General features: G+C 43.5%; 8 protein-coding genes and 1 pseudogene. 1 reads left to right on the top strand and 8 read right to left on the bottom strand.

The features are described 5' to 3' along the window. Nucleotides 1-116 precede the first annotated feature (116 nt). From F6K52_RS28670 to F6K52_RS28695, 6 genes and pseudogenes are all read right to left on the bottom strand, one after another. Nucleotides 117-1,183, bottom strand: a pseudogene (locus F6K52_RS28670) (IS4 family transposase). Nucleotides 1,184-1,296: 113 nt separating this feature from the next. After that, a complete protein-coding gene (locus F6K52_RS28675) occupies nucleotides 1,297-1,593 on the bottom strand; it encodes a hypothetical protein (protein WP_293086674.1) in 297 nt (98 codons plus the stop codon). A gap of 273 nt (nucleotides 1,594-1,866) precedes the next feature. Continuing rightward, nucleotides 1,867-2,205 carry a hypothetical protein gene (locus tag F6K52_RS28680; RefSeq protein ID WP_293086677.1) on the bottom strand — a complete coding sequence of 113 codons (339 nt, stop codon included), beginning with the start codon at nucleotides 2,203-2,205 and terminating at the stop codon, nucleotides 1,867-1,869. Between the two features lie 340 nt (nucleotides 2,206-2,545). Then, on the bottom strand, nucleotides 2,546-2,860 hold the full coding sequence (locus tag F6K52_RS28685) for a TMEM14 family protein (RefSeq protein ID WP_293086680.1): 315 nt from the start codon (nucleotides 2,858-2,860) through the stop codon (nucleotides 2,546-2,548). Between the two features lie 171 nt (nucleotides 2,861-3,031). Then, the gene (gene ureC, locus F6K52_RS28690) at nucleotides 3,032-4,750 is read right to left on the bottom strand and encodes an urease subunit alpha (protein ID WP_293086683.1); all 1,719 of its coding nucleotides are present in this window, start codon (nucleotides 4,748-4,750) and stop codon (nucleotides 3,032-3,034) included. Between the two features lie 116 nt (nucleotides 4,751-4,866). After that, nucleotides 4,867-5,184: an urease subunit beta gene (locus F6K52_RS28695; RefSeq protein ID WP_293086686.1), complete on the bottom strand. Its 318-nt coding sequence runs from the start codon at nucleotides 5,182-5,184 to the stop codon at nucleotides 4,867-4,869. A 580-nt stretch (nucleotides 5,185-5,764) separates the two neighbouring features. On the opposite strand from F6K52_RS28695, the gene F6K52_RS28700 reads away from it, so the two are divergent. Next, nucleotides 5,765-6,052, top strand: a complete 288-nt coding sequence (locus F6K52_RS28700; RefSeq protein ID WP_293086689.1) for a hypothetical protein — start codon at nucleotides 5,765-5,767, stop codon at nucleotides 6,050-6,052. A gap of 59 nt (nucleotides 6,053-6,111) precedes the next feature. On the opposite strand, the gene ureA is transcribed toward F6K52_RS28700, so the two are convergent. Then, nucleotides 6,112-6,414: an urease subunit gamma gene (gene ureA / locus F6K52_RS28705; RefSeq protein WP_008179425.1), complete on the bottom strand. Its 303-nt coding sequence runs from the start codon at nucleotides 6,412-6,414 to the stop codon at nucleotides 6,112-6,114. 33 nt (nucleotides 6,415-6,447) lie between these two features. Continuing rightward, nucleotides 6,448-7,386 (bottom strand): urease accessory protein UreD (locus tag F6K52_RS28710; protein WP_293086692.1); only part of this gene is annotated, 939 nt, incomplete at its 5' end.

The raw sequence follows: 7,386 nt of genomic DNA on the forward strand, positions 1-7,386 counted from the left end.
TTCTGAATAACGAATCGGGATATGTTGGGGACAATTCCAGTCAAGGGAAAACCGTTGCTTCAGGATTATTAGGTAGTAGGGAGTAGAGAAGTCAGAAGAGAGAATATGGAAATGGGCTAAGTACAGGACAAAAGTTTTAGAGAGTGCGAAAAGTCAGCTTGATTGTGGATAGAAGGATTTAAAACCAAATGCCGCAAGTAGTCAAATCCTAAGCGAAATAAACTCTTGGCTCGACGACCGTGTTTTTTAATAGTAATGGGTTGATACTGGTGTAACCACAAACCCGTTCGCATTGACCAACACAGTGCCAGTGTCAGCAGGGCAAACAGTTTGCGTAAACGCTCAGCTTCAGTAAAGTGAGTGGACTCAAGGCAAAAGCCTCGGGTTTTAAAAATGCCAAAGAGCGTTTCAATGCCCCAACGTAAGCTATAGTCAGTGACCAAATGCGCTTGTTGCCGGGGGTGCAATCACGACTAGTAATTGGCCATCATCAAGCCGCTTGGCTTCAACTGAAACTTGGTAGCCCCAAACACGACAAACCCCCTTGAGTTGTTGGGATTCACCTGGCATTAGATGGGCAAAAACCACTTTGGCTGCCAGGGACTTTCCTGAGCGTTCAATCTTATCAGTGGCTCGGATTCGGATACGAAACGATAGAGTCGGCTCAAGCAACAGATAACGAATCCATGCCTGACCAATAAACTCTCGGTCTGCACACAAACACTTAATCTGGGCTTTGGGAAAGAGCTGGTAAAACGCCTCGATAAAGCGCATTCGCTCATCACTATTGGAGTTTCCCTTCTTGTCGAGCAGCCACCACAATACTGGAAAAGCCACTCCCTCATGCACAATGCCTAAGGTCAGAATGTTGTAGCAATGAGACCCGAATTCCCACGTGGTTCGGTCGAGGCTCAGCACCCACCCATCGGGAATCCCCATCCAGCTCACAACCATTTTGGCAATCTGGGCGTAATCCACCTCAAAGCCTCGAAAAAACCGCTGTAGACGCTTGTAACTCGATTCCGGCAGTGCCCTGCCTCCAAACCCTAACGACAGCTCACAGAGATTAACCGTTTTTACCTTCAGGACAGCCAACAAGAACAGGGCTAGAAGCGAGAGTCTAGCTCCAAGGAGCGTCTAAATGCTCTTGGAGTAATTGCTTCAATTCGCTATATTGATTCATAGGGTTTCGACAGATTGTGGTATTTCTGATGAAACCCTATCCTGCTCTTCATTTCAAGGTTTTTGTCCTGTACTTAGGGAAATGGGACGCAGTTATTTGTAAACGGTTGAGGGTCAATCAAAAAATCCAGTAAGTCCCTGTGCTGGGTCTACATTAAAGTTTTTGCCAGAAAAAAGACTAATAGGAGGGTTGATGACTGTAATTTCACTTAAAATAGGAGCGATTAGATATTCAGAGCGAGCTTTTTCAGTATTGATAGCAGTTGCTAGTGGCACAAAGCGTTTGAGAGCTTCCTGAAGAAAGTCACTGGGGGAAATTGGGTCTGCTTGAATCAGGCATGGCACAGGTTCTAGCATATAAATCCCTAGAGAAGCTAGTGTGTCTAGAGATTTAAAATCACTGTAGGACATTCACATCTCTCCTAGCTTGGAAAATTGACAGTTGTTACAAGAAACTTGCCAAGGGTCAATTTTCTTGTAATACTTAACAATTAACAAGTAATAATAATTGAGCAAAATAATCGATAATTCCTGGAAATAATACCGAATTGTTTGGCTGCTAAAGCTCTAATTAATAGGTAATAAACCTGGATTTATACCCTAAAAATTACTACGTCAGAGAGCCCAGGCAGTCCCCTTAGTTTTCCTTTCATCCCCCGTACTTGGCACGGGGGTGTTCAGCTTTCAAGAACTCTTCATAAATATGAAAGAGAAGATGGAAATTAGAACAAGACCAATAACTATATTCTCGACAGGTAGGGTAGATTGAGGGTTTTCAAGAAAATTGACTGTCGGTCTGACCACATTTTCTAGATTTATGGGATTGTTAAACTGGACTTCTTGGAAATAAGAATAACTAGGCTCATAACTAGGCTGTTGGGGATTTATGAACACTAGAGAAACAGTTTGATCCATCGGGCTCACCTCGGCTAATTCTTCAAAAAACAACTTACCGGTAACGTTAGCAGTCCTGGCGATGGCTGGACTGGTTGAGTTATAATAGATATCTGTGGTGAGAGACACTTGACTAAAAAGTAGTACTATTGGTAAGGTTACAGCTGAAGCACCCCCTAGGATATAGGGGTTTATAGACAGATTTTACCATTTTCTAGATAGGATTTATAGATACTATTTATACATACGTGAACTGCGACTATAGGAATAAGACTAATCTCAAAGGAACTTCACGGGGTCAATGACTGTTGGCATTTTGCTCTTCTCAGCACGAGACTGATGTACACAGATACCAAATAGACTCAGATAACGTCTATCGGTTAGTCTATCCGGTATCTGTATGTAAAAACCCATGCTGTGCTTTTCTGGTTGATCAAATGCATTCAGGGGGGACTATAAAAGCGTGGTTTTAGGCCATAGCTGGATAAACCATCACCCCTAGAGACACCACACCAGCAATAATCATTAGTCCAGCTGGCATAAACTTGCGAGTTTTAGCGAGCCGGATGGCAAAGACAATCACCAGTGCAGCTGCCACGGCTATCCCTAAGGTTTGTGCCCAGGGTTGTCCTTGAAGCTGCATGATTCCAGCAAATATTAGCAATAAACCGCTAATTAAACCAGAAATGAGAGATATTTTGCTTTTGGCTTTAGCATAGCCCATGATTCCCCCGATCAGGGCTAAGATTCCGTATAAGAGTACTGCTGCAATACTTAGATTCATCTTTAAATTTTTTCTCAAACTGAACTCAGTTATACCTCTCGCTCGATACTTCTTTGGTCAGTTCAGCAGAAAACTTAACATTGTAGTCCAGGTAGCAAAGGGAGTAGGGAGTAGGGAGATCGGATCCAGTCATTAATCTAAAAAATGCTCTAGTGATTGACTAGCAACTAATCAAAATAAGAAGTAACGCTGTGCCATAGGTAAAACCGTTGCGGGCTCGCATGTTAATAATTCCCCATCAGCTCTGACTTCATAGGTTTCTGGATTGACCTCAATCTGTGGCAAGGCATCGTTGAGTTTCATGTCGGTCTTGCTCAAGTTTCGGGTGTTGGAAACGGCAACAGCGGATTTTTGTAAGCCAATTTGAGCTGGGATGTCTTGGTCTAAGGCAGCTTGGGAGACAAAGGTAACGGATGTAGCTGCGATCGCACCACCAAAACTCCCAAACATCGGACGCATATGAATCGGCTGGGGTGTGGGAATACTAGCATTGGCATCACCCATTTGGGACCATGCGATCGCACCACCTTTAATCACTATCTCTGGCTTGACTCCAAACATGGCTGGACGCCACAGACACAAATCGGCTAGCTTGCCTTCTGCGATGGAACCGACATAATTAGCAATTCCGTGAGCGATCGCAGGGTTAATCGTATACTTGGCAACGTAACGCTTGGCTCGGAAATTGTCATTTTCCCCAGTTTCCCCAGTAGTGGTGGATAACACTCCCCGTTGCACTTTCATTTTGTGGGCTGTCTGCCAGGTACGGATAATCACTTCACCCACTCGTCCCATGGCTTGAGAATCAGAGGCAATCATACTAAATGCCCCTAAATCATGAAGGATATCCTCAGCAGCAATAGTTTCCCGACGAATCCGGGACTCAGCGAAGGCCACATCTTCAGGAATGCCCCGGTCTAGGTGATGGCAGACCATGAGCATATCGAGATGTTCTTCTAGGGTATTAAGGGTATAGGGACGGGTAGGATTGGTAGAAGAGGGCAATACATTAGCTTCACTACACACTTTAATAATATCTGGAGCATGACCTCCCCCTGCTCCTTCGGTGTGGTAGGTGTGAATGACTCGGTTTTTAAAGGCAGCAATGGTATTTTCTACAAACCCGGCTTCATTTAGGGTATCGGTATGAATGGCCACCTGGACATCAAACTGATCCGCCACACTTAAACAGGTATCAATAGCAGCTGGAGTAGTGCCCCAGTCTTCGTGCAGCTTCAATCCCATGGCACCTGCTATCACTTGTTCTTGTAATCCCTCGGGTTTAGCACTATTGCCTTTGCCTAAAAACCCTAGATTCACAGGAAATGCATCGGCAGCTTGCAGCATCCGGTGAATATTCCAAGCACCAGGAGTACAGGTAGTGGCGTTAGTGCCAGTGGCTGGACCTGTACCACCGCCAATCATAGTAGTGATACCAGATGCGATCGCAGTTTCAATCTGTTGGGGACAAATAAAGTGAATGTGAGCATCAATCCCCCCAGCGGTGACAATCATTCCTTCCCCAGCAACTGCTTCGGTGCTAGGACCAATAATAATAGTGACATTGTCCTGGATGTAGGGATTTCCAGCTTTGCCAATGTTGACTATTTTGCCATCTTTAATACCAATATCGGCTTTAACAATACCCCACCAATCCAGGATTAGGGCATTAGTGATCACCAAATCTACAGCACCCTCGGCGCGGGAGATGGGGGATTGTCCCATCCCATCTCTAATCACTTTACCACCACCGAATTTAACTTCATCACCATAGGTGGTGTAGTCCTGTTCTACTTCGATCACTAGTTCTGTATCAGCCAAGCGGATGCGATCGCCTACAGTAGGACCATAAGTTTCGGCGTAGGCACGACGATCCATACGATAACTCATCAAAAACTCCTTGATTGATGGTAATGGGTAATGGGTAATGGGGAATTTTATCCCCTCGGCCAAACTCTGGGATTACCTCTGGGTAGCGCTTGCTTAAAAAAAATAGTAACTATATATCAACTTGAGCTATCAAGTTGACCATTAATTTTGCCATTGAAGCCGTACACCTGACGGCTACCGACAAGAGTGACTAATTCCACCTCTCGTTCGTCTCCCGGTTCAAAGCGGATAGCGGTGCCAGCTGGAATATTTAAGCGCATGCCTTTAGTAGCTTCCCGGTCAAATTGCAGAGCTTCGTTGACTTCAAAGAAGTGAAAGTGAGACCCTACTTGAATAGGGCGATCGCCTGTATTCGCTACCCGTACTCTGATGGTGGCACGACCAGCATTGAGTTCTATTTCCCCTGTTTGGGGAATTATTTCGCCTGGAATCACTAACTAACTCCTTAAACCCTGACTAGCTTTTTATTATCTCGTGAATTAGTTGATTATCTCGTAGATTCGATTTTTTTTTGTACCTATTACTTATTACCTATTACTTATTGCTTATTACCTATTACTTATTACTTATTGCTTATTACCTATTATCCTTACCATATTTTTTTTTCTAGCTTATCTTCTCTTCACACAGTCTTTAATCAAGGAATCCTGACTTCTATAGTCTCTTGCTGAATAATCGATATAGTTGTTATTGAATTCTTATTTATTAACTCATTGATGGTTTTATTTCTACAGTTAATGATTCCTTTTTGGTCAACTCTGACATCTTACATGGCTTTTAAAGCTATACTATTGGCCAGAAATTTTATCCTACTTATGGAAAAATTTTGCTTTAGTAGCAGCCGGTTATTTAGAAAATTATTTTGGCAACTATTTTCGCAACTAATTCTCGGAATATTAAACTAGTTATGAGTATACTCATAACTAGTATTCCTACCTTTTGGGGCTTTTGGGTTTTAATGTCTGGTGTTTGATTTAATTTTTTTAAAGGTTTTTTAACCATTGTTTGGTGCTTATGGGACTCCCTTCACTAGTTCAATTATGGAATATTTTCAAGTTCCAACTGAATGAATCTCAACCCAATAACAATACTATTATTAAATCAGTTGAGCCTCAGTTCCAAGAAATCTTTAAGGAACGAATCCAGGTTGTTCAGAACTGTCGTAATACGACTGATGACTGTATCAATAGCCTAAATCACATCGTAGATCATCAAGCAACTGCACAACTGAGCAGTGAACAAATCAATGACCTGAGAAACCAACTTATCAATCTCAGAGAAGAACTCTGTCAACTTCTGTGAATCCTATGATGATTTAATTAGAAGAGTTAAACAGTGGCTTCTGGACGCTTTTTGTGGGACTAACGAATTGGGTCATGTACAGTAACCAGTTTAGTCCCATCGGGAAAGGTTGCTTCTACCTGGACTTCATTCACCATTTCAGGTACTCCTTCCATCACATCATCCCGCGTTAGCAGGGTAGTGCCGTAACTCATTAAATCAGCTACTGGACGTCCTTCCCTAGCACCTTCCAAAATTTCCGCAGAAATGTAAGCAACGGCTTCTGGGTAATTTAGCTTCAACCCCTTTTCCTTGCGTCTTTCTGCCAATAAGGCGGCAGTAAAAATTAGTAGTTTATCCTTTTCTTGGGGTGTCAGTTGCATTGTTTGATCCTGTGATTAGTAGAAATTTTGATATTACAACGGCCAAACTCGTGGCTTAATAATAGGACGCCCGAATATATTAACGCGCAACAGTTGCCAAACCTCTGTAAACCAGTGTCTCACTTCCTCAGTCGAAGCACCACGATAGCGGCATAATAATCCTGACATCAGCTGAGTTACCCCAGCTTCCCCTACATACTCCCTAGCACTCCAAAGTTCTCTGGCTTGTTCGAGAATCTTTGATGATACCGCTTCCCCTACCAAAACTAATGTTCCTACCACTGGTTGTCCTGCTAAACCATAAGGACTAGAGAAGGTTGCTTCGCTAGCTGGTAACCATTGTCGGTCAATCCACAGTGGATGTCCTTGCTGCCAAACTTCCGTATGCGATCGCCAATTTCCCTCCACAAACCTTTCTTTTCTAGCACTGCGTCCAAATCGAGTAATTTCCCAGCCTAACCAACTGGCTCCCGGCGCTAATTCTACCCGCAAATCCTGCCGGTAAACTGCACCATTGAATACAATCGTTTCCTGGGGCAACCATTCCAAACAAGCTCCAGTCTCTACTTGGAGCCGGATGATTTGTCTAGTTTCTGGCTGGTTTAAACTAGCGCTATATTTTTTTTTATTAGCGCTAGAGATTTTTTGTCTAGGTTCTGGTTGGTTTAGACTACCGCTAAGCTTTTGATTATTAGTGCTATAGTTTCTTAGACTAGCGCTAGAACTGCCCCTACCATAAGCTTTACTAGCAGCAGCAGTGGTGATTAAAGCATGAGTCCCCGATTCGAGATGGATATCTTGAGACAACCTGTCCCCTGCTACCATTCCTCCAGCGGTATGAAGTACCACAGTGTGACAAACCCCTAGCCCTTCTGGATAGAACGGTCGCTGTACCTTCAAGGGAGCTTTGGCGTAGGTGTGAATAGGTTGAGTTTTTCCATGGGCTAAGGCAAAGCGTAATTCAAGGCTGCC

The organism is Moorena sp. SIO3H5 (assembly GCF_010692395.1).
In the GTDB taxonomy this organism is placed as follows: domain Bacteria; phylum Cyanobacteriota; class Cyanobacteriia; order Cyanobacteriales; family Coleofasciculaceae; genus Moorena.